The organism is Agrobacterium vaccinii, assembly GCF_021310995.1.
Classification (GTDB): Bacteria; Pseudomonadota; Alphaproteobacteria; order Rhizobiales; family Rhizobiaceae; genus Agrobacterium; species Agrobacterium vaccinii.
This window is the reverse complement of the sequence record NZ_CP054150.1, coordinates 1,889,809-1,914,640: the sequence shown is the minus strand read 5'-3', so window position 1 is coordinate 1,914,640 and position 24,832 is coordinate 1,889,809. Positions and strand designations below refer to the sequence as shown.

The following is a 24,832-nucleotide window of genomic DNA, read 5'->3' as shown; positions in this document are numbered from 1 at the left end:
GATCATGACAACTGACATCACCGAGCAGACACCAGCCGTAACAGACGTTCCGGCAAAGGTTTCCAATATCGCACCGGATGAACTGGCGCGCATCAGCGACGACGTGATCGCTGCTCTCAAAACCGTCTACGACCCGGAAATTCCCGCGGATATTTTCGAACTCGGTCTGATCTACAAGATCGATGTCGAAGACGACCGCATGGTCAAGATCATGATGACGCTGACCGCCCCCGGTTGCCCTGTTGCCGGAGAAATGCCGGGCTGGGTGGAAAATGCCGTTGGTGCTGTCGAAGGCGTGTCGGGCGTCACGGTCGAGATGACCTTTGATCCACCATGGACGCCGGATCGCATGTCGGAAGAAGCGCAGGTTGCCGTCGGCTGGTACTAAGGCTTGATACCGGCTGACGATGAGACTAGATTCAATCCATGAAAGCATCGGGCCTTGAACCCGATTGTTGAAGGAGAATGGGCCCATGGGCTTTGCAGTAATGACGATGACCGAGGCTGCGGCTTCCCGTGTCAAAGCAATCGTCGAAAATTCCGGGCCTGATGCCAAAGGCCTTCGCGTGGGCATCAAAAAAGGTGGCTGCGCTGGCATGGAATACACCATCGACATGGTGACCGAACCGTCCGCCAAGGATGACTTGATCGAATTTCAGGACGCCAAAGTCTGGATCGAACCGTCGGCTGTGCTGTACCTTCTCGGCACTCAGATGGATTTCGAGACGACGACGCTGCGATCCGGGTTTACGTTTACGAACCCGAACCAGACGTCAGCCTGTGGCTGTGGCGAGTCGGTAGAGTTGAAGCCTGCGGATTTGGCGGCGCTTGCAAAGCAACGCCAGGAGGCGGTTGGGGTTTAGAAGACCGTTTTGCGTTAGGTCGCAAACCTCACCTTCGTCATGCTCGGGCTTGTCCCGAGTATCTGCTACCTCTCATTTCTCGCAATGTGATTAGATCCTCGGGACAGGCCCACTGCTGTCCGGTTTAAATTTGTAGACACGGCGCACGGTGTTGATTCTATTCGTATTCAAGCGTTTGGCGACGATTTGGACACGAAAGAGAGGCAACACCGTGCGGCATCACAATAGCGTTTTTCATGATCTTTTGAAGCGCGTTTCCTGGTCGACCTTCGAGCGGCTTGTGGATGAGCATGGCACCGATAAGCATATCCGGCGATTGTCCACCAAGAGCCAGTTGATCGCCCTGCTGTATGGGCAACTGGCCGGTGCTGTCAGCTTGCACGAGATCGAAGGCGGTCTGGAAAGCCATTCGACACGCCTTTATCATCTCGGCGCACGCCCGGCCTCACGTTCGACGCTGGCTGATGCCAATGCCAAACGCTCAAGTGCGGTCTTTACCGGTCTGTTTGCCGAGCTGGTCACACGAGCTGGGCGCGGGTTGCGACGGGCCGTCGGCGAGGCGACCTATCTGATCGATGCCACGAGCCTTCGCCTTTCCGGTGCAGGATCGCAATGGGCGCGGTTCTCCCATAAGGCGTGCGGAGCCAAGGTCCACATCGTCTATGATGCGGGCGCAGAGCGACCGATCTATGCCGCCGTTACACCCGCCAATGTCAATGACATCACCGCGGCCAAGGCCATGCCGATCGAACCGGGCGCGACCTACGTCTTTGATCTGGGCTATTATGATTTCTCATGGTGGGCCAGAATGGATCAGGCCGGATGCCGCATCGTCACCCGCTTCAAGTCCCATACACCCCTGACGGTGTTGCATGAGCAGCCGCTGGGGGACGCGGATGCAAACGGTGGTCGCATCCTGTCGGATCGCATTGGTCTGCTGCCTGCCCGTCAGGCCGGCAACCGCAAGAACCCGTTCAGCGACCCGGTTCGCGAGATCACGGTGCAAAGCGATACCGGCAAGGTCCTGCGGATCCTGTCGAACGATCTCGATGCCACTGCGCAAGAGATCGCCGATCTCTACAAGCGTCGCTGGGCTATCGAGCTGTTCTTCAAATGGGTCAAGCAGACCTTGAAGATCAAGCATTTCCTGGGCGTCTCAGAAAACGCCGTGCGCATTCAGATCACCGTGGCCCTCATCGCTTTCCTGCTTCTGCGCATGGCGCAGGCAGACCAGAAGACCATCAAAAGCCCCTGGATCTTCGCCCGCCTCGTGCGGGCCAACCTCATGCATCGAAAAAGAACAGACAGTCTTCTAAAACCACCCAACAGCAGCAGATGCCACAATGACCAGTTGATGCTCCAATGGACGTCGGTTTAAACCGGACAGCAGTGGGACAGGCCCGTGCATCTGCTAGGTCTCATTTCTCGCAGCGTGATTAGATCCTCGGAAGGAGCCCGAGGATGACGAATGGGCTAGTCTGCGTCTTTATAGCGCTGCTTAAACCGCTTCCCGCACAGCAATCTCAGCCATGGCCAACGCTGCTTCGCGCGTCTTCGCCGCAGCAATAAATCGTCCGTTGTGACAGAAGGTTGCGCCTTCCACACCCGAGGCTGTCTCCAGATCACCATTCGTCAAACCGGCCCATGCGGCTGGCAGGTCGGCGCGCAGTTCGAAGCCTTCGTCGGCGCGGCGGATGCCGGTGACGCACCAGTCCTTGTCACGGGGATGCACGACGAAGAGCAGGTGGTCTGCGCCAGCCTTGATGATGGCGGGGCGGAAGGGCATGCCGCGGGAGAGTTCCAGAACGCGGCTTTCACCTGCGGCCTCGATAGAGTGGAGCACCTGCGTTTCGGCACGCAATTTCGCAGCCTTCTTCTCGATGCTGGCTTCAACGAAACTGCGGGCAATCGAAAGGGCTGCGTGGAACGCGAGATCGTCTGCCTTCGGGTCGTCATTGTCGAAGGTTGGTTTCAGCGTTTCTAGCAGGGACGGCAGGGTCAGGCCCGCGAGAGGACCAGCAATCGATGGGCTGAGTGCACCATTATCCGTGAGGTCGATGGGCAGGACAAAGCTTTTGTCGAACGACTGATGGATTGTTTCGATGTGACCTTCTGGAATCCCGTAGGCGCTAAGATAGGCATGGCCGTAATGCTTCCAGATCAGTCCGAACGAGCTATAGGGTTGACCATCTTCGCGAAGCGGCGCGCCGCGCTGGTGATGGTCGAAAATGCGTGCTTCCGCGTCATAGGCGCCGCCGACATCATAGATGATGCGATCTTCGCCCAATGTGATCCATTCTGGTGCGCGGCTGCGAACGATCTTCGCCTGCGGGAACAGCCGGGTGAGGATGACGCTGGACAGCAGTTCATCGGCATGGAAGCCACCGGAATGGGTGACGAGAAAATCCACAGACATGGGAGGACCGGCCTTATTGTTCGGACAGAGCTTGATGACCGATCAGATACCGTTTGTCTGCCCAGCCCGCAACCCGCCAATCAGGCGATTGCGGTGATTTCCAGCTCCTGATCGCCAACTTGCACGAGGTCACCCACGGCTTTGCCCAAAAGGGCGCGGGCGACGGGGGATACATGTGACATCGAGCCCGCCTTCGGGTCCGCTTCGTCTTCTCCAACGATACGAAATGTCTGCACGCGCCCGTCATCCCTGTCGAACGTAACCGTGCTGCCAAAGGCGACAACATCGTTGCTTTCAGGTGCTGGCATGGGCTGGGCGGTATGCAGGCGTTCAGAAAAATAGCGAAGGTCGCGCATGTGCGGTGCCGCCAGTCGTCGGCGCTCATTGATATCTTCGATGGCGTTTGCCTCATCGAAAGCCTTGCGGGCTGCATCAACCTGCGCCGCCAGCGCCTTTAGCCCGGCTTCGGTGACGAGATTGGGATGCGGCGAAACGGGGCGATCCGGCAGCTGAGTTTCTGCTGCGGTTTCGGCACTCTCTTCTTTGACAAACGCGACGCTCACTTCAAAACTCCTCTTTCATACCTTTCTTATATGGAGAGGGGATGGATGAATGACAACGGGCTGCGTCATTCGTGCCGCAGCGCTTCGATCGGGCTGAGGCTAGCGGCTCTGCGCGCCGGGAAGTACCCGAAGATGACGCCGATCGCCGCTGAAAACGCGAACGCCAGCGCGATGATCGCCGGGCTGGTGACGAAGGGCACGCCAAGGAAGCTGACGACGCTATAGGCAAGCCCAAGACCAAACAATATGCCTGCCACGCCGCCGAAGGCAGAGAGCATGACCGCCTCCACCAGAAACTGTGTCAGCACCTGCTTTTCCAGCGCGCCGATCGCCAGACGAATGCCGATTTCCCGTGTTCGTTCCGTCACCGATACCAGCATGATATTCATGATGCCGATACCACCGACCAGAAGGCTGACGGCAGCGACAGCGCCCAACAGGCCTGTCAGCAATGTGGTGGTGCCCGTCATGGCGGAGGCGATCTGCGCCATGTCGTTGACGGTAAAATCATCATCGCGACCCAGCGCGATGCGACGACGTTCACGCAGCAGATTTTCAATGTCGGACTGCACCTTGGCCGTGGATACGCCGTCCTGCGCCGACACCATGATGCTTGAGATGGTGGTGGTGCCACCAATGCGTCGCTGGTGGATTTTCAGCGGCATGATGATGGTGTCATCCTGATCGTCGCCCAGACCTGATTGTCCCTTGCGGGCGAGAACGGCGATGACAGGGCAGGCGATATTGCTGACGCGAATGGTCTGGCCGACGGGATTTGCCGAGCCGAACAATTCCTGCCGCACGGTTTCGCCAATGATGCAGCCGATCTGGCCGCCGCGATCTTCCGCTGGCAGAAATGTGCGGCCCTGTGACAGCGTCCAGTCCTGCGTGACCAGATAATCATTGGTGGTGCCAACGACGCTGGTGGAGTGGTTCTTGCCGCCATAGATCACGGTGGCTGTCGAGCTTCTGTTGACGGGCGCGACGGCTCTGATTCCGCTCAGCTGATCGCGCATGGCCTGTATATCGTGGTCATTGAAGCGCTTGGCTTCCGTGCTGGCACGGCCGGGGCCGAATTGGCCGGGGCGTACGAACAGCATGTTGGTGCCAAGGCGTGACAGTTCAGATTTCACCTGTGCGGTCGTGCCGTTGCCGATCGTGACCATGGCGATGACGGCGGCAACGCCGATGACGACGCCGAGCACGGTGAGAAACGAGCGCAAGATATTGCGGCTAATGGCGCGCAGTGCGAGGCGCGCGGTTTCAAGAAACATCTGCAACCTCCTGCCGTTTAGCGGCGCTGTCGGATTCCAGATGCCCATCCTTGAACCGCAGGAGCCGGTTTCCGTAAGCCGCTATGTCTTCTTCATGGGTGACCATGACGACGGTGATACCCTTGTCGCGGTTGAGCGAGGTGATCAGCTCCATGATTTCGGTGCTGGTCTTGGTATCGAGATTGCCGGTCGGCTCATCGGCCAGAAGTAGGGCAGGGCGTGTCACGATAGCGCGGGCAATAGCCACGCGCTGTTGCTGTCCGCCGGAAAGTTCCTGCGTGGTGTGGTGCTCGCGCCCGGCCAGTCCCACCTGCGCCAGCGCTTCCATGGCCTGCGGGCGTCGTTCTGCCGCCTTCATGCCGCGATATATCAAGGGCAGTTCCACATTCTCGACGGCAGATGTTCGTGGCAGCAGGTTAAAGCCCTGAAACACGAAGCCCAGCATGTGCCGACGCAGCAGCGTTAGTTGCTCGTTATCGAAACCGCTGGTGGGCACGCCCTGAAACAGATACTCGCCGCCGGTCGGCTTATCCAGGCAACCAATGATGTTCATCGAGGTCGATTTGCCGGAACCGGATGGACCCATGATAGCGACGAATTCGCTCCGGTAGATCGACAGACTGACGCGATCCAACGCCCGGATTTTTGCTTCGCCGAGGCCATATTGCTTGATGACGTCTCGAAATTCGATGAGTGGTTCGGCTGTCATGGCAACCTCAACCACTGCGCTGGGTAGCATCGGTGATGACCTGATCGTCAGGTTTGATCTCACCCGATGTGATGGCCGTGAATTGGCCGTCGGTAGAGCCGGTCTCGACCTGCACGGAAACGGGGTTGTTGTTGCGCAACACCCAGACGCTGCGCTTATTGCTAGCCGCTGCGTCATTGCCGCCACGCTGTCGGCCCATGCGTGGCGGACGAAACAGGCCCATCAACCCACCGCCACGCGATGCAGATTCGCGCGGTGGTGCATAGCGAAGGGCAGCGTTGGGCACTAGGATCGCGTCCTTTACCTGCTCGACCACGATGTTTGCCGTCGCCGTCATGCCGGGCCGCAACAGCAGCTCGGCATTATCCACCGTCAGAATACCCTTGTAAGTCACGACGTTGGACACGGTCTCGGAGGCAAAACGCACGGTCTCGATTGCGGCAGGAAAGCTGCGCTCGGGATAGGCATCGACGTTGAAGGTCGCCGTTTGGCCGGTTTGTACCTTGCCCACGTCAGCCTCATCTATCGCGACCTGCAATTCCATATGGCGAAGGTCTCCCGCGATGGTGAACAGCACCGGCGCGTTGAGCGACGAAGCGACCGTAGCGCCCGGGTCCACGCTCCGCGTCAACACCACGCCGTCGATGGGGGAGATGATTTTTGCCTTGCCGAGGTTCAATTCCGCCAGTCGCAGGTCCGCCTCCGAGGACAGAACAGTGGCACTGTTGACCTGAAGCGTTGCGGCTGCAGCATCATAATTGAACTGTGCCACATCCAGATCCTGCTGGCTGGAAACACGGTTCTGTACCAGAGATTTCAGGCGTTCCATGGAGGATTTGGCAGAGCCGAGATCGGCCTGCGACTTCAGGACACTGGCCTTAGCCGATGCCAGCTTGGCGCGCGCGCTCTGCACATCCGCCTCCAGCTTGTTGGTATCCAGTTCTGCCAGCACATCGCCTGATTTGACCGCGGTGTTATAGGTCACGTTGACCTTGCGGATCGTGCCGGAAAGCTCACTGGAAATATCCACCTGATCCGTTGGCTGCACGGAGCCGGTTGACGTGACGATGACGGAAAGCTCGCCCTTCTTGACGTCCTGCGTCGTGTAGACATAGGCAACGCCTGATGCGTTGGACATATAATAATAGGTGCCAGCACCGCCCAACAGCAAAAGCGCGACGACGCCATAGGTGAACCTGCGAGATTTCTTGCCGCCGGATCGGGAGGATTTCAGAATGTCGCGGAGGTCGGGTTCCTGCGCTGGCTTGGTCGTGGTGTTGCCAGCGTCATCGGGCGTTATCATGTCGTATACCTGCAAAACTTGGCCGTTTCTCGCGCCATGTCCCGGCTTTTTGGTCGGGGCAGCGCTGAATATGAAGTCGGCGATGCGAATTTCGTTGCATCGGACGTCGCACAGCTTTGTGGCAGGGGGAAGTGAATTCTTGGTAATGATGGGCGCAACCCGCGGTTTGCGGTGTCAAGGGCGAGACAGCGCCAGGTGTTCTATGCAGCAATCATCATAAACAGAAACAGCCGGGCGACAGAGCCGCCCGGCTGGAGATTTATGTTTAGAACTCGGCCCACTCGGGCTCCTGCTTCACGGCTGCTGCGCCGCCGCCAAAGGCGCTGGCTAGTTTGCGGCCAAGGCTGCGGGCCGGTGAGGGGGCGGGGCTGGAAGCGGCTCCGGCTGCGTGCGGCCTTGCAGCATAGGCGTTTGGCCGTTGTGCCTGTGCATTGTCACCAAGGCGGAACTGCCCCAGCATTTCCGTCAGGCTCTGTGCTTCGCGCGCCAAGGCGTGGCTGGCCGCGGTGGATTCTTCCACCATCGCCGCGTTCTGCTGCGTGCCCTGATCCATGGTGTTAACGGCGGTGTTGATTTCCTGAAGACCCAGCGACTGCTCGCGAGAGGCTTCTGCAATGGCGTGAACATGCCGGTTGATTTCCTGCACCTCTGACGCAATCGTGTCCAGAGACTTACCGGTTTCACCCACCAGCGTCACACCGGTGCGCACCTGATCACCCGAGGCGGTGATGAGCGCCTTGATTTCCTTCGCGGCATTGGCAGACCGGGACGCGAGTTCCCGCACTTCCTGCGCCACCACGGCAAAGCCCTTGCCTGCTTCGCCTGCACGGGCCGCTTCCACGCCGGCATTCAGGGCCAGAAGGTTGGTCTGGAAGGCAATGTCATCGATAACGCCGATGATGTTGGCGATTTCCTTCGAGGAGTTTTCGATCTGATGCATGGCCTCGATGGCGTTGCGCACGATCTTGCTGGAATTTTCCGCACCATCGCGGGTGCGAACCACCAGCTTGCTTGCCTCATCGGCGCGCTTGGCGGCATCCTTCACCGTCGTGGTGATTTCTTCCAGAGCCGCTGCCGTCTGCTCGACCGATGCGGCCTGCTGCTCCGTGCGCTTGGCAAGATTGTCTGCCGCACCCAGCAATTCGTTTGCACCGGCGCTGATGGTGTGCGCATTGCCGCCGACAGAACTCATGGCGATATTCAGCTTCTGAACAGAACCGTTGAAATTGCGGCGCAGGCCATCCAGATGCTGAACGAACTCGTTGTCGATACGTACGGCCAGATCACCATCGGACAAACGACCAAGGGCTGTCTCCAACTCGGTTACGGCGTGCTGAAGCTCCTGCGATTCGCGGGCCTTCTGGCCATCGCGCTCCACGCGCTCAGCTTCGGTCGCCACCTGCGCGGCATCGGCCTGCTGCGAAAGCCGCGCACGCTCGATGGCGTTATCGCGGAAAACGGCCACGGCCTGCGCCATCTGGCCGATCTCGTCCTTGCGGTGAATGCCGTCGATTTCGGCTGCCGTTTCACCCTTTGCAAGGCTGGACATAAGGGCACGCAGGCGCGCCATAGGGCCGGTTATACCGACATTGGCGACGTAAAGAGCAAGCCCGAAAGCCAGCACGATACCAAGGCCAAGGCTGATGATGCTCCACTTGATCGATGAGCGGACGGAGGCCGACATACGGTCACCGCCTGATGTCAGGATTTCCATCATCGCCGTGTTGTTGCCACCCGTCTCGGACGACAATTGTCTCAGCAGCCCGTCGTTCTCCTTCAGGATAGCGGGAATTTCGGCTCTGTTGTCGGCAGCCGCCAGTGCCAGCATCTTGTCGATGTTGGCTTTCACCAGGCGCTGCGTCGCCAGAATCTTCTGCATGGTTTCCCGCCGGCTCGGCACGGAAACGCCGATTGACTCGAATCGCTCGGCGGCGACCTGCATATCCTTGTCGTACTTCTCTTTGACTTCCTTGTAAGTGGGCGTCGTCGGATCGGTGTTCATCAGGCGGCTCGAAATGGCCACTGCGGTCCACACGCCAGCGGATGCCCGGGCACCCAGTACGGCTGCCTGGCTCTCATTGGTGATGAAGCCGTGATAAATCTCGTTCGCCTGGGCGAAACGGTGGGACATGTAAACAATGCCCGACAGTGAAATGACGCTGAGCAAAACAAGCAGCGACAGGATTTTGGTTTTGATTCCGAAGTTTTCGAGCACGAACGTTCCCCCCGCGTGGTGCGCGACTCCATCGGCACCAAACGTTACACAGTAAAAACAATGGTTTTTAAATAGAATGCCCCCGAGGCCCCGACATGCGCATCATGCTTTCGGTGTTAACCGTGTCGTACGGGCTGATTTAGTGACGCATTGGTTAAAATCTAGCTAAATCAATAACCTCAGGTTGCCAAAATCTTCGAAAACTGCGTCATTCGTTTCTTTGCACACGCACTCGTTTCTTGGGAAAACTTCGTTATCCACCAAAAAACATGGTGCGATGCAAAAACTGAAAAGATTTTTGATTTTGCTGTTGCAGGGCAGGGGGGAACCGTGTATCTCCCCACCATCGAAAGACGGAGTGTAGCGCAGTCTGGTAGCGCATCTGGTTTGGGACCAGAGGGTCGGGAGTTCGAATCTCTCCACTCCGACCATTTCTTAAAAGCCTGTGATAACAGTGGCTTCGATAAATCCTCATAAAAATGATCTGATACTGCTGCGGCGCTTAAGCGTCGTGCTGCGTGCTTTTCAGTCCCTCATGCGAGGAACTGAAAATAGGCCCAGGCCGCGATGAAGAACGCGATGACGCCTGCAACGATCGCGAACTTGCGCAGCTGTGGACGAGGCTGCTTCGGTGGCTCCGGCTTGCGGAATTTGATGACGTTCTCATTCATGACGATGACCCTTTGCATAAGGGCCCGATAAAACAGCGTTCACCCTTTCCATGCAAGTCGAAGCGTCGAATTTTATCATCCCTGGTTTTCTATGGTTTCCGTATCTGTAAGGAATGAGCGTCTTGACTTCATGGTTGAGTCGGTCCAAACGAGTTTGAGCACTGCTGCGGTCGGCAACGATCACTTTTTGTGCTGAAAAAGGCGGAACGCCGCTTGATCGTAAGACCGGAGCAGTTTGAGATGTCTGCAAAAATTTATCGCCCAGCAAAGACTGCCATGCAATCCGGCAAGGCCAAGACCAATCAATGGGTGCTGGAGTTCGATGCCGAAGTGCCCCGCAAGATCGATCCGATCATGGGCTACACGTCGTCTTCCGATATGAAGCAGCAGGTCAAACTTCTTTTCGAAACGCAGGAACAGGCAGAAGCCTACGCCCAGCGCAAAAGCATCGAATACCGCGTTCTTCAGCCACAGGAAGCCACGCGCAAGGTCGTATCCTACACCGACAATTTCAAGTTCAGCCGCACCCAGCCCTGGACGCACTGATTTAAAAAATTGGCCCCTTAGCTCAACTGGATAGAGCAACTGCCTTCTAAGCAGTAGGTCGCAGGTTCGAGTCCTGCAGGGGTCGCCACCTTTCTTTTAAGTATCTGATTTTATTTAAGGTGCGTGATTCTGATTTCGCTGAAAAGGTTTGTCCCTGCGCGGTCTGATCGGGGCATATCGCGTTATTTGATTTGGGCATTTTATCCCGACACTTCTTTTTGCTGAGGCACCATTATGGGCCGACGCAACGGACCCACCCAGGGTAAGCGCTTGAACCAAATGGGTTTATGCACACTCGCCGTCGGTTGCTGTTCAATAAAATCGCCATATGGTGGTCAGGCGACTAATGAGGTTGAGGTTGGTATTGGAAGATGTTGACGCAAGGCCTGCGATGCTGTTGCAAAACGACCTTCCTCAGTTCGGATTCACGCTCGTGTAGGCCCGCTCAGGTGAGCGGGCCAGTCGTGTAATTCCATGCGTTGCCACTATTGGGTTGCCATTGAAGTGTACTGCTTTCGGACGATGCGCGACGTTAGAAGCTCGCTCACGCGCGGAGCCTTATCACTGTACAGTTTCTTGAATTGGCCTCACTTCGTTTTATTGCTGCGTCCACACGCATCTTCTCTTGCGAGGAGCTTAAGTCTCCGTCGAAACTCCAGCCCAAAGGAGGATCCACGATCCATTCCAAACTTAGTGGATCAAACAGTCCGGGAAGAGGAAAGTACCGATCAATCAGTAAGAAGTCTTTCACTTTCAAGGTTGCGATCGGCATCTCGTGTGCGATGGCAGTTGCCGCAATCATGGGATCGCTGCCGAACTTCAGCTTCTTTTTCTGACTTCCAGAAGCGTCGGGCCACATGATCCAGTGATCTTTGAGCGGCCCTCTGCATGCCATTTGCGCGATAATCGCACCAACTTCCGGAGTCGTGTCGGGTATCATAAAGTCGAGGCTGAGAAAATGATCGCGCCAAGCCCTGAGTTTATTTGCACGTTGCGGATCGGTATCGGCAATAAGTTCGATCCCGTAAGATATTTCGAAGAATGCGGAGTAGGGGATCGCTACCTTTGATGGAGGCAGTGTTTCCAGCCAAGCCACGAGCTCGGGTCGAGGCCTTGGTTTTTGTGCGTCGGAGAGAATATTCGTGTCGAGAATGATGTAGTCGGATGCCATTACAGTCACTCCTGTGTACCGTCCGACCGATTGATCGGAGACGATTGTAACGGTACGTTAGAGAGGCTGGTAAAACCTTTCTGTGATTCCCAGCACGGCAGAGGAGCGCCAATCCATGAGACGTGTTCACGCTTGGACCCCGACAGAGGCAAAAGCTGACTTTGACAAGCTTCTTGATGCTGCAAAAACTCAAGGGATCCAGCGCATTAGCGATGATGACGGGAGTTTTTCCGTACAGTTTACCAAGCGCAAGGGGACCGAGCCGGTGACAGATTTTCTGGGTAAAGGCTTGCAAGTAGACTGATCTTGGTAAGGATTCGTTAACCCTACGGGCTAGCTTGAGATGCGGGCGTCAAAAATACCACAACGCCAATCCTTGGTGCCCTAAGCCTTCCGCTTACGTCTCCGAGCGGATTTTCTGCTAACAAATCCATCTTGACTGCGTGGCTGGGATCACCATCTCAAGGCTGTTTCCCGAAGCCTCGACATGGACGACCTGATCCTCACGACTGTATATGACCACGACGAAATGGATATCCTGCCGCCGGAGCGGAACTCTTGTCCCGAGGGAACGAAGGCATCTTGTGATTGCTGCGGACAGCCTGCCACGATGGATGAAGACTGTTGCGGCATCTGCGAGGAGTGCCTATCGCCGTGACCGTGAAGGAGAACAATGCCGTCGTACCTGATTTTGAGCATAAGCTCGCACAATTTCCGTCGGGCTATGTGGAAGGAACTTTCGATGGAAGGAAGTGGGGAGCGAGCGTTAGACGCTCCGCAGATGGACGGCGGCTCTGGCTCTACGCAGAGGCTCTGGGTGCAACGGACATCGTGTCGTTTAACCTTTACCGCGGAACCACGCGGGCTTTTCTAAAACCGTGTGAGATGTCGTCAGCCAAGGTCGCCCGGTTTGTTCTGGGGTTCCAGCCATCGACGTGAAGACCGGACGACATCAAAGGATTTGCCCCCCAGCCTTATGACTTCTTCCTACGGGCGGCAGTCTGAATCGTGGCATGTTCCGATCGAACTGATTTGGACTATCGTGTCTCGGGATATGCGGATGGCGTCAAGATTTCCAAAGCGCACGACCACGGTTTGGCTTGGGTCGACGACCGCATCTCGATGGGCAACCTCATTCGCCGCGCCGAATACGCCAGAGGACCGACCAGTTGGGCGGGAGCGTGGCACCTAGGCCACTCAGATGGCAACCGCCAGGTAGGGCTAGTCGTCGGCAACAAATACCGGGCATGAGCGTCTCGTAAGCATCGGAAATCGCCCGGCTTTGTCCAAAGCGGTCTCGTAACTTCAGCGGCCTGTCCAAAACTGCCTCATAAGGCGGGCACAGCTTGGGTGCGGGACACGTTTTCTAGTATCTGTCGTTTCAATAACTCTGCTCTATAGTATATCGAACGAAGGCACACTTTGGAGCAGGCAATGAATGCCGACACGATCGAAGAGCAACTTGACCAGAGCCTCGTCGCCATTTGGAAGACCTTACATCAGGCGCAAGCTGGTTCAGCCTGCTTCATTGAGGGACTGATATCCGAGATAGGTGACGAAGCTGTTGCCCCTGAGCAGCGCATCGCATCTGTCGGTCAGGCTTGGTGGCCGTTTTTAGCAGGTGGACGGGGTATTTTCGATTTCTGTCTATGGAGTGGAAACCCGAGAAGAGACAGAGAGGCGAAGGAGAACGTCCGGGAGCACGTCGAACGAGTTTGCCAACTGTTGAAGCAATATGACAGCAGGCAGGAACGTCCGCTCTCGGACCAGCGGCAGCGCTGAATCCTAGCTCGTAATAGCCGAATCGATCGTCATAAAGCCGCGCAGGCATGTCCGCCTTTCGCGAAGTGAGCGACGCTATTGGCCCATTGCAGCCATCCCGGTGGCTGATTATCGTCGTCTTCGGAGGAAGACAATAGACCGGAGCGATTCGATTGAGCTACAAAATTGCGATAACCTCAGACACGGCATATGAAGAATTAGTTGCTGAAATCCTCTTCGACAATGGCGAATTGGTGGTGGTGAGCCAGGAGCGATCTTTGGATCAGTTTGAGGTGAGCATTTATTCCCGCTATCGGGACAGCGATCCCGCCAATGCCCCTCTCGTCATCGATTTCGAGACGTTTTCCGATGCGTTAGCGGATGCGAAGCAGAAGTTGATTTCCTTCTCCCTCGACGGGCCTAGCGCCCTTGACGCAAAGCGGAATTGACCATGGCTGGTGATCATCAACGCTGTTCAAAGCGAAGCCGATAAATAGGATTGCCTGTGCCTGACTCCCTCAATTTACGTCAAAAGCTTGACGTTGCGTACGATGCGTTTGCTCGATACCGCCGTCCACTGGTTCTTAACGCTTCGCCGCTGCGCGATCCAGAAATGCTCCTGAAGCAACTGACCGCCGAGCCTATAAGGCTTCTGCACCTTGGAGATGTTCAAGAATATGCATCTGCAGCATTAACGACCGTCGGTACCGTCGAGGATTACAAGCACTTCCTGCCACGGCTCCTTGACCTTGCAACGGAGTCTGGTGTAGTTGAGCCTGAGATGATTGCTCTGAAGCTGAAGTCGGCAGAATGGCGGGCGTGGCCGAAAAACGAGCAGCAATCCCTCGAAGAGATTTTCGTCCACGCGTGCGTGGATGCTTTCACGCAGCATACGGATGATTACCTTGCGGGTAAGTGGCTCGTGGGCCTTGCGATACTGAACATTGACCTTGGTCGCTTGCGGACCGACGTCCTCGTATCAAATGATGACTGTTGCGCGCTCCAAGTCGCCAACCTGCTGCTATCAGACAATCTTTTTGCCAGCGATCCATCCGAGCGGGCCTATCGGGAGAATGTGCCCCAGAAGACTGTGAACGAAACGCGTTCCTGGCTGCTCAGCGAGCGAACACGGTCGTTGCTCCTGTCCGTGAGCCTTCGGACACGCTCAGAGGATGGTTGGCTTCTTGAAAAAGCGATAGCTAGACAAGAAGAGCTGGTTCAACAGGGCCTTCATTGACCGGCGAACTGGGATGTCCGCAGTTGGCGCGAGGGAGACCATCGGCGAACGCCGATGGTCAGAATTCTACAGCTCAATCTGCTCAGCGATTCTCAGAGCGTCATCCACCTCGACGCCAAGGTAGCGAACTGTGCTTTCGAGTTTCCTGTGACCGAGGAGAATTTGGACGGCTCGCAGGTTTGAACTCCATCATCGTCTCTGCATTAAGATCTCGCTTTTCATCGGGGAGGGTGCTTTGATTGCAAAAGGCCCTCTAACTGTAAAGTTACCTTCCCATTGCCACCGTCAAACGCAATACGGTTGTTGACATCCGAGACTCGCGCCTCCTGGTCACCCGTGAGACAGAAGGTCTGCGCTTCCAAGAGATATTCGTGATGTTGGATGTTCCCAAGCACCTTGCTCACTTTTCCGTATCGCTTAACTTTCGATGTAAAGCCAAAGCGGCAGGACTTCGCAGCGCGGGCTCCTCGCCATTTTCAACTACGAGCACCATGCGGATAAGCTCTTCCTCCGCCAGGCGTCGCGCTTCGTCGTAACCATATTTGCCGACGTTGAACGTCCGTGTGAGGGCCTTGCGATGTCGCTTTGCCGGAGAGCCGCGGCCGCCGTCATCAACCTGCAATTCAATCCTGGCGATCCAGGCGCCATCTTTCGAGTGCTTACCGGGTTCGGTATAGTAGACACCCGGCAGATTGCTACCTTCAGAGCGGTTCTTGCGCACTTGCATACGCATCTCTCTGTTGGTGAGAGGTGGTACAACCTTCAGAACCGCATCACGGTAAGCCTTGGCAACAGTCAAAGCCTGCGCGCGTCCGCCGTACGTACCGTCGCTGAACGTCATCTGAAAAGTTTTCCCACCTCTGGAAAGATTGACCAGCCATGCATTTTGGCCATGGCGGTCGGCATCAACCCGACTGATCGCGTACATGGTGTTGTCGTCTGACTTGACCGGACGTTGAGCTCGAGCGGTCAATTTTTGAACTGGGGGTTCGGGATTAGCCATTTTGCGTTCCATTGTTCAGCTCGTTCCCGATAGATCAAAGTTAACTCACCATGACCAGGATATGTGATCGGCGGAGATCGAGATGCTGATTGGTGCGACCCGTGATATAGTGCCTTCAAGGAGCGTTTGATTTCGAGACGCTCCATCAAAACCCTAGAGAGCAAGTCTTTTCTTCGTTGTATTGGAGGTAAAGCACTTTGGATGTGTCGAAGGAGAAAACTGCAACATGGACGAAGAGGCGTGGCCTGCACGCGATAGACATATAGCGTATCTTCATAATCCGGCAGCCATTGCTCGCTACGCCCAGTTGTCAGAATAGGATCACAGCCCCTTGTTATCAACGAGTTCAATTTTCTTGAAATTGACACCGTCATAGCGACAAATATGTCTGTCGCCGACTATCCAAAGGCATTCGTCGTCGACGCTATCGATCTGCTGAATTACCGTCGAGGCATCCAGACCAGATGACGGTTCGTGGACGACTTCGAAACCGCTTCCTGTGAACCTTCTTAACCCAGCCGTCGTGCCAACATATATTTCGTTACGGAATTCACGAACGGAATAGAATGTTAATGGGTCATCAAATTCGTGCGCCACTGAAAAGCCCCCCGTTGCGCTACCGATTAGAAGCGTTTGAGAGTACCCTACCATCAAAATTCGATCCGGATTAACGCAATGGATATCGAGTAGGTGGACGTCTGTCGGCGAGGAAAGTCGGGACAGCATCGCACCATTGTAGTGCATGATCGTACCGTTCAAGCCGGTAAGGTAGGCATCGCTTTCAGATAGGCCATCGATCTTCGTGAAGTTGGGCCTTTGTTTACTCAATTCGAGCTGTTTCTCAATGTCGAGTATGGGCTGGTTGGCAAATTCGCCGATGCCAAGCTCCTCGCGCATAGTGCGTTTCGATTGATCTTCTAGGCCGCCATCAATGGCTTCCCAGCCGGTATTCCAACGCCGATAGACTTGCCCACCAAAACCACATGCATAAAGCGTCTCGCCAATTTCTTGGATGCTGCGCATCGAGCCAAAATTGTTAGGGTCGACATTTAAGTTTTCTTTAATGTGTTCATTAGAGTTCAATATCTGAATACGACCATTATCAGACAAAAAACATCCGGCTCTTGTCCTCGATTCAGTTGGCCGACGCAAACACGCTGAAACGACAGTTTCTCCGGGCCATTCTTGATAAGTGAACAACGTCTTGCCGTCTAAATTCAGGTAAAATATTCGCGTGAGCGGAGTGTCACTTTCAGAAGTCTCATCTGGAAAGCCCACGATAATCAGAAGCGGCTGGATATTGCAAATCCGTTTCCGAGAGAGACCGGTGTGCCTGGTGTCATAATCATCCTCTCGGGTTAATTTGCGAAGAAAGGCCGCATCTTCGTTATTGTTGAAATCACCCGATACTACATGAAGTGGCGACCTACGTTTCACTCCAGCCTATAGGCCCCCCAAGACCTGCCATCAAAATTCTTCCAAATCCGGTCATCCATTCGTTGAATTGAAGCTCAATCACTTTGCCTTCGTTGAGAAAAAAAGAAACACGGCGGTCGCTTGCGTCTCCCCCGGCGGTATCCCTTGATAATTTCGACATTGCCGAAGAGAGCGTTTCTTCAACTGGATTTAGCCCGAAGGGCCGCCCTGCACACGATAGAGATAGAGTGCGTCTTTATTATCCGGCATGGACTGGTCGGTCCGTCCGATAGTGAGAATACGGCCTCGCCCAAGGTTTGTAGTGTGAAACGATCCAGGCGAGAGATTTTGTCCCGGAAGATCAAAACCAAGCTTCAGTGCCAGGTCGCCAAGCCAACGCCCGACGCCAAAGCAATTGATTTTCTCGAAGATATCATCTGCGATACTAAGCATGTTGGTTTTTCCTGGCTGGCATTTTTTACCTTAACTTGGCCCGAGGAGCACTTATTTTCCACCCGTCGCATTTCCAAGATAATCGATCCGGTCCCAGGTCTTTCCGTCGAAGCGGACGATTTCCTTGTGACCGACGACAAGCAGCATCTCATCTGTAGCACTCAACGAGGACAGGCCGCCGATTTCACGGGGTAAACCGGTCTCTACTTTGGAGAGGCTTTTTCCGTCATAGCTGTACAGTCCGCCACGTATGCCGTCAGCGCCGGGTGCGGCTAGGTAAACCTTGTCGCCAAACGTGGCCATCCGACGGAAGGTCAACTCATGCGATACGTTTGCAGCCTGACGAAAACCATCGCGGTGATTCCCGATCAGCAGTATGCCTTCGCCACAGACCAGAATGCGTTCCTCGTCCAAGACAACAATATCAAGAAGTCGCTGTTCGGTAAGTTCCGGCAGGCGTCGGAAACCGTCTTGATCTGTTCGAGCGGCCAAAAGGCCATCTTTGCCGCAGATATAAATTGTGCTCTCATCAGGGCCATTGATACCGTAAATCAGGTCGTCACGGAAAACTTCGACGAGGCGATCAGTATGGCGCTTTAGTATATCAGGATTATCGAGCAAATATTTATTCTCGTTGCCGCCATTTTCAAGAAAGCCCGGAGGAAAAAACTCTCGGTTCCAATGAGGATCCATTTCGGGACGGAAGAATGATACGTCCAACGGTTCCCATGCGCCGGATTTGCGCAAGTATGTCTGTCCTCCTTCACCGGCAGCGTAAAGCTCATTTCCCATTTGACGAAGACGTGTCATCCGACCCAGCCTCAAACCATTCTGCCAAGTACGAGAGGGATCAATCATAATCTCGTCGTTAAATTCTTTATCGGCAGAAACGACCAGACCAGGCTCTCCCAAGACGCAGAGAATGCGGGCGTCGATCCTGTCCCAGCGGTAGAGTGTCATATCATTCGAGGCGAAGGGATAATCGTCGTAGGCCCAATCGCGCCCATTTCCCTGTTGTCCTTTGGCATATTGCAACACACGAGAAGACGGCGCGAAAGCATCTGCATCGTCACGGCTGCCTCGAAGGTAAAACAAGTCCAAGGATACAGCCTGGCAGTTGGTGAAGCTTAATTTCATGGCTTGCCTTACGGCGTCATTGTTTCACTGCTAGGAAACAAAATGCGCTCCCAGGTTTTTCCATCGAAACGCAGCAAATCCTTTTCTCCCATCACCCACAACACCTCGTCGCCAACAGCAGAGACGGCGGAGACGTCATCAATGCCGGGAACGAGATCGCCTTCGACGCGCTCAAGTTTTGCCCCATCAAAAACAAAAAGACCGCGCGGACGACCAATACTGGACAGGTAAAGCTTGCCCTGAAAGCTCGCCATTCCGTTGAAAACAGGCGATCCTGGGACACTCAATTTGCGGAAGCCGTCACGGCTATTGCCAAAGAGAAAATTACCATCCCGTCCACAGGCATATACTGTGTCGGCATCGACCGCGTGGACTGCAAGTATTCCACTGTCTGCCTCCGTTTCGAGTTTTGAGATGCGCTCCCCGTCATAGTGATAAACGGCATTCTTTTCGCTGGCGAGATAAATGTCTTTCTCTGAAAGGCCCGCAATGTCCCAAATAACATTAAGTGCGTTATCTAAAATCAATTTAGATGTAAGATCAAAATTTTCTTGAGTGTTATTAGAGGGGTCATGCATTTTAAACAAATGCTGCCGAAGCTTAGAGCTTGGATCTAGTGTTGCGTCTGGCCCATCAAGAAATTTTGGGTCCAATATTTCCCACTTACCACCCGATGCTCGCTGGAGTAACTGCCCTCCGTCACCACAAGCAAACAAATGTTCCCCAATTTGTCGTATCTTTCTAAGATAACCTAACCGATGGTCTTTCCGTATTGGCGCCTTCGCCGGAATCAGAATTTCACGCGCCTTCGTATCGAAATCAACCGCAATACCGGCTTCCGCTAGAACATACAGAATGCGGTAAGACTGCTCCGGCGCCTCGTAAAGTGAGAGACTTGCGAGTGAAAAGTCGAAGGCTTCGTAAGACCATTCGCCATGATTGTACTGGCATATTGCTGTAAATGGCGTCGCAAGTTCCTGACCTTCCGGGTTCGTCCCAAGATAAGCAATATCGTAACTTACAGCGCATAGTCTCGTGAAACTGATTTTGGATTTTTTTTGCATCGTCTTCTTTCAATGTTTTGTCGCCCGAACGCCATTTTTCAGTAATTCATAAGCTTTATCAACGCCCTCAATCGGTGGCGGAATAGTTGTGCGACCAAGAATGTCAGAAAATAGATTAGGGTGCTTTTGAAGCTCCAAAGTAATCTCAGCGACACATTTTCCACCCTTGGCTGAGATTGCGGCGCTCATAGAAATCGCAGTTATTGTACCGATATCCGTTGTACCTTGAGGTGTACTTGAGCCTGATCCGGCTGTGTAAACTTGCATATCTGCAGCGTGGGCAAGGCCATGTTCACTACCGGCATCCGCCTTTTGGCCAAACAGACAAATGGAGGGGCCTTCACCGAATTTTGGCAATCCTGGTATGCGCTTTTCATCGCGTTCAGCCTCTGCTCTTGTGCCATAACGCAGAGTATAATCTGGCACAATGTGATGGGCCTGATATCCTGGACCGCACAGAGTATTACAACTCTTTTTCATTTTGTCGTACGATCCTACGTGGCAACCGCAGTCCTTCTTTTCTTCTTCGTCCTTCTTGGGTTTACCCAGAATGCTTGTATTTCCTTCAGTTCTTGAATGAGGCTCGGGTTTTTTATCGGTGCGCTGTGCAGTCGCCTCAATGCCTGAGCCATTCGGTACGTCATTATCGACGTAGTGTTCCTTCTGAGTCGGGTCACCAACCCATAAACCCTTCTTGTACCAATCTTGCGGTTGGTTCACATTTCGTTTCAGCCAATAATCTGCATATGACATGGCCTCCATTGCACCGGGTCCGCTTGGGGAGATTGTTTTGATGTTTTTCAACATGTTCACTATCTTCCACCATCGGCTTAGCTCCTCTGGCTTATTGTCGTTGGCTGACGGTGGGATTTCGCCTTTTCCATTGAATCCATTTTGATTGAAAGGACTACCGCCGCTCGGAACCTGGCCCGGATTTACGGGATTACTGTTCTGCTGAACCGGAGTAGGAGCAACCGCAGCGTTTTGAGCATACTGCGCATTCATAACGAGCGGATCCGGCAATGCATCCGACATTATCTTGCCCTCATCTGAATCCTCAGCATACATATCATCGGAAACTAAAAGAGGCGGCGTTGGGCCGAATGATTTTTGATGTTTGGGCCAGACCAACTTCCCAACGGTGTTCTTGTTATTCATCCACCATTCGTCGCTATCCCGCGTGGCCCACTGACCTTCGATACGAACATTGTTCGAATGCCGTTTCCGGTGGCAGATAGAAGACACTGTGTTGGAGCAGACACCCAATCCCTTGCCCGGTTCGTCGCCCGTGCACTTCGTCACGATGGAGTTTTGCTTGTGGGCGCGTTGGCCCGTCATGAAGACGCTGGAAGCCGTATTTGCATCATCGTCTTGATACGCGATGATGGTGTAGGGCACGGGCGCCGTTGGGGAGCGGCATACGTCTGGGTACTTCGAAATGATGATACCTTCGTGCGTGGCGCGGCTACCTTCACGGGGAGGAGGGATGCTCATGCGATCTCCTCTGAAAGACCATCAACTGTCGCTCTAGGAAGGCCTGACGCTCGCATTGTATCAAGCTCATCGACGGTCAGTTCAATGCGCAAAAAATTCGGGCAGATCGGCAACCACGAGCGCCAGGTGATATCCACCTGGTACGGCGCTTGGCGAAGGTCGATGTGTAAGCCATCGAGATTGAGAAGAACCCGGACCTCTCGTCCATCACGCCACCGATAAAGCGCTGTGGGCTGTACGCCGGGCAACGAAAACCGAAGGGTTCCGCCTCCCGGCGTCAGACGGGCAAGCTCGATGGACTCATCGCCTGCCAGGTAGCCTGGGTAAATCATATCAGGATGGGCAGACTGGTAGAAACGGTAGTCGAAGTCTTCCGGCAATTGCGGATGGCGCTCAGCTACCCACGCGTCGTCGTATGTTCCTGCATATTGCTGTCTCAGACGCCAGAACGGCGGTACAGGTGAAAATCCTTTTGGTGCTTTGCTGGCGATATCGGAATAGTCATCGTCGAGAGAATCGATCAGAGCAACAGGTAACGCATCATCGTTTTCGTTACCCTCTCTCGGTGGTCTTTTGATCCCTATAGGATTTTGCGGCACCTCTGGATCATCATGATGATCCCAGCTCAGATCGCCCGAAGCATTCCGATAATCCATTGCGGCTTCTTCGATCGGTTCCGCTGCTGAGAGGTGCCAGCTTTTGGCCCGCCAAAGCCAATGGCGACGTCCATTGATGCGAACAGCATTCGCCCACTTGCCGATGCGCACCCCAGCAATCCACTCGGCGCTGGGTTTCCCTGCGGGTGCGTAAGCTTTTCCAATAATGCTGATATCGGTCGATGGCTTGAACGGTATGAGATCGGCCGCTTTCAGCAAAGGCGTCGTGTGAGGATCTCCTTCGTACTCGTCGACCAGAACAAGCTCCTGCTCAGGGGCAAGAGCAAGTTCACCATCGTCGCCAATCGTGTATTTGCCACGGACGGCGATCACGCCCATGTCGTGGCCATCACGATGAGCCTGCTCGAAGCCGATTGCGGCAAAAGGGGTGTTGTTACGTCCCAGCATAGCCCACCTCAGTTCAGGTCGATAACGTCACCGTTGATCTGAACATGGCCGGAGGCCGCGAAATTGAATTTCGTGCCTGTGATCGTCACATTCCCATCCTTGTCCATCATCAATTTCGACTGGCCGCACTTAATGATGAATTCCTCTCCGGCATTGATTGTCATCGTGTGACCAACCGTCGTGTTTTTGTAGACACCGATCTGCTCGGTCCGGGCGATACCAATCGTGTCGGTACGAAATTTCTCGATCACAGTGGTGACGATGCCGCTCAGTGGGAACAACTTGCTAAGAAGCCCACCCAGCGCAGAGCCAGTGGACGTCTGCTCGCTGCCCGCACCCTTGGCAAAATTACCAGCATTGGTGACATCAGCGTTTGCCATGAGCGAGGAAGCCTCCGTCGCCACACCGGAAGACGCAATCGCACCAGCAAATTGTTGAAGCAGGGGATTATCAATCGCCGCTGCACCATTCTTGCTGTCAAGACCGCCAGCCGCAGCAATGCCGCTCAAAATTCCTAACAACGGGACGCCGCTCGCTCCACCACCAACCGTCAGGTTCATCGACCCGCCAATTTTCTCCTGATGGTTCTGCCCGACATCGATGGATTTGTTTTGCCCCACGCTTTCGACCTGGTGAGCTTCAACACGCTTCACGCGGTTGTTGAGAACTTTGAGGGTCTGGTCCTTCTGCGCGTGAAGAAACATGTTCTCTTGTCCAGCTTCATCTTCAAAGGACAGTTCGTTATACCCTTGGCCTTTGTGGGTGTTCGAGCGGAGCACCATCCGCGTCTTGTTGCCAGGAAGATCATAAGGGACCCCATTGGCTGGGTTGGGCACGACGCCCGTCACCAGCGGGCGATCGGGATCGCCATCGACAAAGGCAACCATGACTTCCATCCCAATACGCGGAATGATCTGACCGCCCCAGGTGGAACCGGCCCAGTTTTGCGCTACGCGCACCCAGCAGGTATCCGTACCATCCTTCTTCGCCTTGCGGTCCCACGGGAACCACAGCTTGATGCGGCCATATTGATCCGGGTGGATTTCTTCGCCCTTGGGACCGGCGACGATAGCGACCTGCGTGCCTTCAATGTTCGGACGCTTGGTCGTGCGATGCGGGGTGAGGGGTACGCGGGCGGGAATGGCTTCGAAGGCGTTGCGGTATTCCGGCTCGTTGCTGTTGGTCTCATAGGAGCGATCCACGATGGTGTGGCTGGCCCGGATGATCACATGCTCTTCGTATTCGTGCTCGGGGTGGGCTTCCTCATATGGGGTGAAACGGCGACCTGCTTCCAGAATGCGAGAGGTCGATGCGCCGAAGACGCGGTCGTGATCGGCTTCGGTGGACTGGGTTCTGAGTTTCTGCGCACGTTCCGCTTCGGCCACGGTCTTGATGCGGGCGGGGAATTCGTAAAGCTCGCGCTTGGTGGCGTCCGGCATCTGCACCAGAGACGGCGTCATTGTGCCCGGCACCATGGAGGGCGTTTCGAAATTCCAGTCGGCACCGGCGCGCTGACCCGGCACATAGGAAAAACGGCGAGCCCAGTCATTGATGTGGTTGCGATCCGACGATCCCTGTGCCAATCTCACCCTGCCTTCACCCTGTGCGGAAGGCGATGGCCCAAGCCATCCATTGGCAGTATCGGCCACATGCAGCTTGTGAGACCCCTCTTCATGGCTGAAAAAGTAGAAAAGACCGTCTTCTTCAAAGCGGCGCAAGAGATAATCAAGGTCCGTTTCGTTGAACTGAGTACTGTAGTGCTGCACCGGTGGCAGTGAAATTATGCCCGACGTGTCCGGCGCTGGAATGCCGTGTTCGGAAAACAGCGTTTCGACGATATCCACCGAGGTCTTGTCCATCCAGATGCGGCAATCGGATCGGCGGGAGAGCAGCCACATCTGTGGACGTATGGTCATGGCGTAAGAGCGTAGACCGCGGGTAATCGGTGGCCCCTCATGCAGGTCCGTCACCAGACCGTTGAACGGACGACGGATACCACTGCCAGCCTCGCCATCGCCCTGTTGCACCTCAACCGACACATCGACCAGACGGCCGATCAGTTCTTCCGGCTTCACCGATTCCTTCTTCGCACGGACGTTCAACTGGATTTCGAAGAGTTGCGAGACACCCTCGTTGATGACCATCCGTTCCGGTAGCAGCTGGTCCTCGCCGAGTGGCGACTTGACCTTCAAAACACGGCTCGCCTGGATGAAATCGGCGGATGAAGGCTGGTCGGTCATGGGAAACCTCGACGATGGAGTGAAGAAAATATCAATCTGCCAACAAAATCTCAAACAAATGCAATCGATAATTGTGGCAAAAGCATGGATTTCCACGAAATTAAGGCGAATAAGGATTTCAAATCTGACAGGACCTTTGCTCGTCGAAAAATCAGCGTGATCTCAACGATAACGTCTCCGATAAACGCAGCTAATCGGGCACTCGTTCCCTGGCAGGGTGACGGAACTTTTA

Annotated in this window: 25 protein-coding genes and 2 tRNA genes; 11 read left to right on the top strand and 16 right to left on the bottom strand. The window is 54.8% G+C overall.

Annotation, left to right across the window (positions count from 1 at the left end):
- The first annotated feature begins 4 nt into the window (after nt 1-4).
- From HRR99_RS09620 to HRR99_RS09610, 3 genes are all read left to right on the top strand, one after another.
- Entirely contained in the window at nt 5-388 is a 384-nt protein-coding gene (locus tag HRR99_RS09620; RefSeq protein ID WP_233121405.1) for an SUF system Fe-S cluster assembly protein, read from the top strand.
- A gap of 85 nt (nt 389-473) precedes the next feature.
- Nucleotides 474-863 (top strand): Fe-S cluster assembly scaffold SufA, encoded by a 390-nt coding sequence (gene sufA, locus HRR99_RS09615; protein ID WP_233121403.1) that lies wholly within the window; start codon nt 474-476, stop codon nt 861-863.
- Nucleotides 864-1,074: 211 nt separating this feature from the next.
- On the top strand, nt 1,075-2,241 hold the full coding sequence (locus HRR99_RS09610; RefSeq protein WP_233121402.1) for an IS4 family transposase: 1,167 nt from the start codon (nt 1,075-1,077) through the stop codon (nt 2,239-2,241).
- Between the two features lie 120 nt (nt 2,242-2,361).
- Here HRR99_RS09610 and HRR99_RS09605 read toward each other — a convergent pair whose 3' ends face one another.
- The 6 genes from HRR99_RS09605 to HRR99_RS09580 form a co-directional block, all read right to left on the bottom strand.
- A complete protein-coding gene (locus HRR99_RS09605) occupies nt 2,362-3,279 on the bottom strand; it encodes an MYG1 family protein (RefSeq protein WP_233121400.1) in 918 nt (305 codons plus the stop codon).
- An 80-nt stretch (nt 3,280-3,359) separates the two neighbouring features.
- A complete protein-coding gene (gene greA, locus HRR99_RS09600) occupies nt 3,360-3,842 on the bottom strand; it encodes a transcription elongation factor GreA (RefSeq protein WP_233121398.1) in 483 nt (160 codons plus the stop codon).
- Nucleotides 3,843-3,907: 65 nt separating this feature from the next.
- A complete protein-coding gene (locus HRR99_RS09595; RefSeq protein WP_233121397.1) occupies nt 3,908-5,116 on the bottom strand; it encodes an ABC transporter permease in 1,209 nt (402 codons plus the stop codon).
- A complete protein-coding gene (locus tag HRR99_RS09590; protein WP_233121395.1) occupies nt 5,106-5,825 on the bottom strand; it encodes an ABC transporter ATP-binding protein in 720 nt (239 codons plus the stop codon). Before HRR99_RS09590 ends, HRR99_RS09595 begins: the two co-directional genes overlap by 11 nt.
- 7 nt (nt 5,826-5,832) lie before the next feature.
- Nucleotides 5,833-7,128 (bottom strand): efflux RND transporter periplasmic adaptor subunit, encoded by a 1,296-nt coding sequence (locus tag HRR99_RS09585; protein ID WP_233121393.1) that lies wholly within the window; start codon nt 7,126-7,128, stop codon nt 5,833-5,835.
- 265 nt (nt 7,129-7,393) lie between these two features.
- Nucleotides 7,394-9,343: a methyl-accepting chemotaxis protein gene (locus HRR99_RS09580; protein ID WP_233121391.1), complete on the bottom strand. Its 1,950-nt coding sequence runs from the start codon at nt 9,341-9,343 to the stop codon at nt 7,394-7,396.
- A gap of 354 nt (nt 9,344-9,697) precedes the next feature.
- Here HRR99_RS09580 and HRR99_RS09575 point away from each other — a divergent pair.
- Nucleotides 9,698-9,774, top strand: a tRNA-Pro gene (locus HRR99_RS09575).
- 102 nt (nt 9,775-9,876) lie between these two features.
- Here the strand turns inward: HRR99_RS09575 and HRR99_RS09570 are convergent.
- Nucleotides 9,877-10,014, bottom strand: a complete 138-nt coding sequence (locus HRR99_RS09570) for a hypothetical protein (RefSeq protein ID WP_233121390.1) — start codon at nt 10,012-10,014, stop codon at nt 9,877-9,879.
- Nucleotides 10,015-10,254: 240 nt separating this feature from the next.
- Here HRR99_RS09570 and HRR99_RS09565 point away from each other — a divergent pair, with 240 nt between their 5' ends.
- A complete protein-coding gene (locus tag HRR99_RS09565; protein WP_233121388.1) occupies nt 10,255-10,560 on the top strand; it encodes an ETC complex I subunit in 306 nt (101 codons plus the stop codon).
- 11 nt (nt 10,561-10,571) lie between these two features.
- Nucleotides 10,572-10,648: transfer RNA gene (locus HRR99_RS09560), tRNA-Arg, on the top strand.
- Nucleotides 10,649-11,104: 456 nt separating this feature from the next.
- Here the strand turns inward: HRR99_RS09560 and HRR99_RS09555 are convergent.
- Complete coding sequence (locus HRR99_RS09555; protein WP_233121386.1) at nt 11,105-11,731, bottom strand: PIN domain-containing protein; 627 nt, start codon at nt 11,729-11,731, stop codon at nt 11,105-11,107.
- Between the two features lie 115 nt (nt 11,732-11,846).
- On the opposite strand from HRR99_RS09555, the gene HRR99_RS09550 reads away from it, so the two are divergent.
- The 5 genes from HRR99_RS09550 (at nt 11,847) to HRR99_RS09525 (ending at nt 14,729) form a co-directional block, all read left to right on the top strand.
- The gene (locus tag HRR99_RS09550) at nt 11,847-12,035 is read left to right on the top strand and encodes a hypothetical protein (RefSeq protein WP_233121385.1); all 189 of its coding nucleotides are present in this window, start codon (nt 11,847-11,849) and stop codon (nt 12,033-12,035) included.
- Between the two features lie 728 nt (nt 12,036-12,763).
- Complete coding sequence (locus tag HRR99_RS09540) at nt 12,764-12,982, top strand: hypothetical protein (protein ID WP_233121383.1); 219 nt, start codon at nt 12,764-12,766, stop codon at nt 12,980-12,982.
- A 183-nt stretch (nt 12,983-13,165) separates the two neighbouring features.
- Complete coding sequence (locus HRR99_RS09535) at nt 13,166-13,513, top strand: hypothetical protein (protein ID WP_233121382.1); 348 nt, start codon at nt 13,166-13,168, stop codon at nt 13,511-13,513.
- 152 nt (nt 13,514-13,665) lie between these two features.
- Entirely contained in the window at nt 13,666-13,941 is a 276-nt protein-coding gene (locus HRR99_RS09530; RefSeq protein ID WP_233121380.1) for a hypothetical protein, read from the top strand.
- Between the two features lie 56 nt (nt 13,942-13,997).
- Nucleotides 13,998-14,729, top strand: coding sequence for a hypothetical protein (locus HRR99_RS09525; protein ID WP_233121378.1), 732 nt, complete (start codon nt 13,998-14,000; stop codon nt 14,727-14,729).
- A 400-nt stretch (nt 14,730-15,129) separates the two neighbouring features.
- Here the strand turns inward: HRR99_RS09525 and HRR99_RS09515 are convergent, their stop codons facing one another.
- The 8 genes from HRR99_RS09515 to tssI form a co-directional block, all read right to left on the bottom strand.
- Nucleotides 15,130-15,744, bottom strand: coding sequence for an AP2 domain-containing protein (locus HRR99_RS09515; RefSeq protein WP_233121377.1), 615 nt, complete (start codon nt 15,742-15,744; stop codon nt 15,130-15,132).
- A gap of 309 nt (nt 15,745-16,053) precedes the next feature.
- Entirely contained in the window at nt 16,054-17,169 is a 1,116-nt protein-coding gene (locus HRR99_RS09510; protein ID WP_233121375.1) for a hypothetical protein, read from the bottom strand.
- Between the two features lie 189 nt (nt 17,170-17,358).
- Nucleotides 17,359-17,601 carry a hypothetical protein gene (locus HRR99_RS09505; RefSeq protein WP_233121373.1) on the bottom strand — a complete coding sequence of 81 codons (243 nt, stop codon included), beginning with the start codon at nt 17,599-17,601 and terminating at the stop codon, nt 17,359-17,361.
- Nucleotides 17,602-17,652: 51 nt separating this feature from the next.
- Complete coding sequence (locus tag HRR99_RS09500; protein ID WP_233121371.1) at nt 17,653-18,738, bottom strand: hypothetical protein; 1,086 nt, start codon at nt 18,736-18,738, stop codon at nt 17,653-17,655.
- 8 nt (nt 18,739-18,746) lie between these two features.
- Complete coding sequence (locus tag HRR99_RS09495) at nt 18,747-19,802, bottom strand: hypothetical protein (protein WP_233121370.1); 1,056 nt, start codon at nt 19,800-19,802, stop codon at nt 18,747-18,749.
- Nucleotides 19,803-19,811: 9 nt separating this feature from the next.
- Nucleotides 19,812-21,296, bottom strand: coding sequence for a DUF4150 domain-containing protein (locus HRR99_RS09490; RefSeq protein ID WP_233121368.1), 1,485 nt, complete (start codon nt 21,294-21,296; stop codon nt 19,812-19,814).
- Nucleotides 21,293-22,360 (bottom strand): DUF2169 family type VI secretion system accessory protein, encoded by a 1,068-nt coding sequence (locus tag HRR99_RS09485; protein ID WP_233121366.1) that lies wholly within the window; start codon nt 22,358-22,360, stop codon nt 21,293-21,295. The genes HRR99_RS09490 and HRR99_RS09485 overlap by 4 nt, the downstream gene beginning before the upstream one ends.
- A gap of 8 nt (nt 22,361-22,368) precedes the next feature.
- Nucleotides 22,369-24,600, bottom strand: a complete 2,232-nt coding sequence (gene tssI, locus HRR99_RS09480; RefSeq protein ID WP_233121364.1) for a type VI secretion system tip protein TssI/VgrG — start codon at nt 24,598-24,600, stop codon at nt 22,369-22,371.
- Nucleotides 24,601-24,832 lie beyond the last annotated feature (232 nt).

What these genes read in the sequence shown, in the direction of transcription:
- HRR99_RS09500 (WP_233121371.1), bottom strand. Translation starts at nt 18,738, where the DNA reads ATGAAATTAAGCTTCACCAACTGCCAGGCTGTATCCTTGGACTTGTTT.
- tssI (WP_233121364.1), bottom strand. Translation starts at nt 24,600, where the DNA reads ATGACCGACCAGCCTTCATCCGCCGATTTCATCCAGGCGAGCCGTGTT.
- HRR99_RS09505 (WP_233121373.1), bottom strand. Translation starts at nt 17,601, where the DNA reads ATGCTTAGTATCGCAGATGATATCTTCGAGAAAATCAATTGCTTTGGC.
- HRR99_RS09490 (WP_233121368.1), bottom strand. Translation starts at nt 21,296, where the DNA reads ATGAGCATCCCTCCTCCCCGTGAAGGTAGCCGCGCCACGCACGAAGGT.
- HRR99_RS09515 (WP_233121377.1), bottom strand. Translation starts at nt 15,744, where the DNA reads ATGGAACGCAAAATGGCTAATCCCGAACCCCCAGTTCAAAAATTGACC.
- HRR99_RS09555 (WP_233121386.1), bottom strand. Translation starts at nt 11,731, where the DNA reads ATGGCATCCGACTACATCATTCTCGACACGAATATTCTCTCCGACGCA.
- HRR99_RS09550 (WP_233121385.1), top strand. Translation starts at nt 11,847, where the DNA reads ATGAGACGTGTTCACGCTTGGACCCCGACAGAGGCAAAAGCTGACTTT.
- HRR99_RS09595 (WP_233121397.1), bottom strand. Translation starts at nt 5,116, where the DNA reads ATGTTTCTTGAAACCGCGCGCCTCGCACTGCGCGCCATTAGCCGCAAT.
- HRR99_RS09620 (WP_233121405.1), top strand. Translation starts at nt 5, where the DNA reads ATGACAACTGACATCACCGAGCAGACACCAGCCGTAACAGACGTTCCG.
- HRR99_RS09570 (WP_233121390.1), bottom strand. Translation starts at nt 10,014, where the DNA reads ATGAATGAGAACGTCATCAAATTCCGCAAGCCGGAGCCACCGAAGCAG.
- HRR99_RS09535 (WP_233121382.1), top strand. Translation starts at nt 13,166, where the DNA reads ATGAATGCCGACACGATCGAAGAGCAACTTGACCAGAGCCTCGTCGCC.
- sufA (WP_233121403.1), top strand. Translation starts at nt 474, where the DNA reads ATGGGCTTTGCAGTAATGACGATGACCGAGGCTGCGGCTTCCCGTGTC.
- HRR99_RS09565 (WP_233121388.1), top strand. Translation starts at nt 10,255, where the DNA reads ATGTCTGCAAAAATTTATCGCCCAGCAAAGACTGCCATGCAATCCGGC.
- HRR99_RS09495 (WP_233121370.1), bottom strand. Translation starts at nt 19,802, where the DNA reads ATGCAAAAAAAATCCAAAATCAGTTTCACGAGACTATGCGCTGTAAGT.
- HRR99_RS09590 (WP_233121395.1), bottom strand. Translation starts at nt 5,825, where the DNA reads ATGACAGCCGAACCACTCATCGAATTTCGAGACGTCATCAAGCAATAT.
- HRR99_RS09605 (WP_233121400.1), bottom strand. Translation starts at nt 3,279, where the DNA reads ATGTCTGTGGATTTTCTCGTCACCCATTCCGGTGGCTTCCATGCCGAT.
- HRR99_RS09485 (WP_233121366.1), bottom strand. Translation starts at nt 22,360, where the DNA reads ATGCTGGGACGTAACAACACCCCTTTTGCCGCAATCGGCTTCGAGCAG.
- HRR99_RS09585 (WP_233121393.1), bottom strand. Translation starts at nt 7,128, where the DNA reads ATGATAACGCCCGATGACGCTGGCAACACCACGACCAAGCCAGCGCAG.